The following is a 2,825-nucleotide window of genomic DNA, read 5'->3' on the forward strand; positions in this document are numbered from 1 at the left end:
GCCGGGGGCGGTCAGCCGACCGGCACCGACGCCGTGCTCTCGGCGGCGGCGTCGTCGCCGGCCCGCTCCGCGCTGCGCCGGATGAACAGACCGCTCACCGCGCCGAGCATCACCACGACCACACCGATCCACAGGGCGGCCTCCAGGCCGTCGGTGAACGCCGCGGCCGGGTCGCCCGAGGTGTTGTCGGCGAACTGCCTGCTGAACACCGTGGTCAGCGCCGCCACACCGAGCGCACCGCCGAACTCACGACTGGTGTTGTTGGCGCCGGACGCCTTGTTCTGCTCGTTCTCCGGCACCGCCGAGATCACCGTGGCGGGGTTCCCCGCGAAGACCAGACCCATACCGATACCGGCCAGCGCCAGCGCCGGCACCATCGCTCCGTACCCGACGTCCGGCGTGACGACCAGGGCGATCCAGCCCAGGCCGATCCCCTGCAGCGCACAACCCGCCGCCTGCAGCACACCGCCGCCGATCCGGTCCACGAACTGGCTGGCGACCGGCACCACGAACATCGGCGCCAGCGTCCACGGAATCGTGCGCAGCCCCGCCTCGAACGGCGAGTAGCCCATCGGGCCCTGCAGGAACTGCGTCAGGAAGAAGATCGACCCGAAGACACCGAAGTACATCGTGATCGACACCACGTTGCTCAGCACGAACGCCGGCGCCCGGTACATGTGGGCGGGGATGAGCGGGTGCTTGCTGTTCCGCTCGGAGACGATGAACCCGATGGCCAGGACCACCGTCAGCGACAGCCCGGTCAGCGTGGCGGTGTCGGTCCAGCCGTGGTCGGCGGCCGACACGATGCCCCATACCGCCGAGACGACCGAAGCCGTCACCAGCACCATGCTCGGGACGTTCAGGCTCCGCTCCTTGCCGCGGCTCTCACTGACCGCCCACAGGGCGAGCGGCAGGGCGATCACGCCGACCGGCACATTGATCCAGAAGATCCAGCTCCACTCGATCTTCTCGGTCACCAGACCACCCGCGAGCGGACCGGCCGCGATGCCGAGGCCGTTGACGCCGCCCCACACCCCCACGGCCAGATTCCGCTGCGCACGGGAGACCGCGCCGACCGCCAGGGTCAGCGACACCGGAAGGATCGCCGCGGCGCCCGCGCCCTGGCACACCCGGGCGATGACGAGCGTCACGACGGAACCGGCCATCGCACACGCCACGGAGGACGCGGTGAACAGGGCGATACCGCCGAGGAACACCCGACGCCTGCCGAACCGGTCACCCAGCGCCGCACCCGCCAGCAGCAGACCGGCGAAGGCCAGCACATAGCCGTTCATCACCCACTGCAGCTCCGACTGCTTGACGTCGAAGTCCTTGCTGATCTCCGCCAGCGCGTTCGTGACGACGAGATTGTCCAGCGAGACCATGAACATGGGCAGGGACGTGGCGACCAACGCCCAGAGAACGCCTCGGCTCTTGGTTGTCGTCATCGGAGATTCCCCTTGCTGCTTGTGGAGGTGCCGCTCGTGGAGCGGCCCGTGGCGCTCTGGCCGTGGTGCCGGGGGCCCGAGCCGGGAAGACGGCGCAGGACGATCCGGTCCGAGGTCTGCCCGACCAGAACCGTTCCGACCTCACCGCTGAGCACGTAGTCGCCGTACGGAGTCACCGCGACCGTCGTGGGGCCGCCGACGGGCCACGGCTCCACCCGGGAACGGATGCCGGCACTGCGCCAGCCGTCCCGCGAACCCACGACCTTGACGCCGTCCACCCCGCCCGGCGCCCCGACCGCCTCGCCGATGGAGTTGGTGACGACGACCAGCGAGCCGTCGGGACGCAGTCCCAGACCGTCCGTGCCCACCAGCGGCTCGGCGAGATCCACCTCCGCCACCTTGCGGCCGGCCGGCGCCTTCGGGTCGATGCGGAACATGCGGCCGTCGTCGTAGCGAACGGCCAGCAGATAGCCGTCCGGATGCCAGACGATGCCGTTCAGGCCGACGACCTGCGCCGCGAAGCGGGGATCGGTCACCACCGGGGTGACACGGCCGGCGAGGTCGATCCGCTGCAGCGTCTCCGACACGGAGTCCGTGACGTAGATGTTGCCCCGCGGGTCGAAGGTCAGGTCGTTGGCGAAGGTCCGGTCATGCCCCAGGGCGACGTCGATACGGCGCTGCAGCTTGCCGGTGTCCAGGGCGAAGACGGCCACGCCCGAGGTCGGGGGCTGATCCCCGACGTCCAGGCGCTGGCGGATCCAGAAGTCGCTGTACGCGACGAGGATGCGGTTGCGCGCGGCGTCCACCCGGATACCGAGCGTGGACACCATGCCGATGCTCGGCGCGAGCTCCTTGACGGTGCCGTCCAGCCGGATCACCGAGAGGGTGCCCTTCAGCGCGGAGCCCACCAGGAAGGCGCGGCGCGTGGGATCCCAGGCGACGCCCTCCGGGTAGACGTCGGCAGCCCGGGTGTCGATCACGTCCGGTCCGGCGTGACGGCCGGCGACAGCAGCCGCCGGAGAGGGGGAGACCGCCAGGGCGGGGGCCGGAAGGGCAATCGGCGCGATCGCCGTGAGAACGGCCGCGGAGGCGAGCACGGCTCTTAGCGGAAGGGCGCGGGACACGGTGTTCCTCTCATGGTGGGCCGGCGGAATCCGCACTGCGTGAAGTGAGGGGAAAAAGGTGCACGGAGCATGCGTATTCCGGCGGCGCAATGGGCGGTGCGAGGTCGATGAATTCAAAAATGCCCTTACACGCCGGGGGCGCGTTCACTGCGGCACACCATCGAATCTAGGTCGGCCGCCGCACGATATGTAGAGGACCTAGGACGTACCGGGACTGTCTCCTTCGAGGCATTCCGGGACACGGCGCGGGCCG

General features: G+C 70.0%; 2 protein-coding genes. Both read right to left on the reverse strand.

The genetic code is table 11. From position 1 onward, the window contains the following. Window positions 1-11: 11 nt before the first annotated feature. A complete protein-coding gene (locus E6R60_RS36340; protein WP_136331002.1) occupies window positions 12-1,448 on the reverse strand; it encodes an MFS transporter in 1,437 nt (478 codons plus the stop codon). Continuing rightward, entirely contained in the window at window positions 1,445-2,545 is a 1,101-nt protein-coding gene (locus E6R60_RS36345; RefSeq protein ID WP_240802824.1) for an SMP-30/gluconolactonase/LRE family protein, read from the reverse strand. The genes E6R60_RS36340 and E6R60_RS36345 overlap by 4 nt, the downstream gene beginning before the upstream one ends. Between the last annotated feature and the right edge of the window lie 280 nt (window positions 2,546-2,825).

It is taken from the genome of Streptomyces sp. A0642 (assembly GCF_004795105.1).
Classification (GTDB): domain Bacteria; phylum Actinomycetota; class Actinomycetes; order Streptomycetales; family Streptomycetaceae; genus Streptomyces.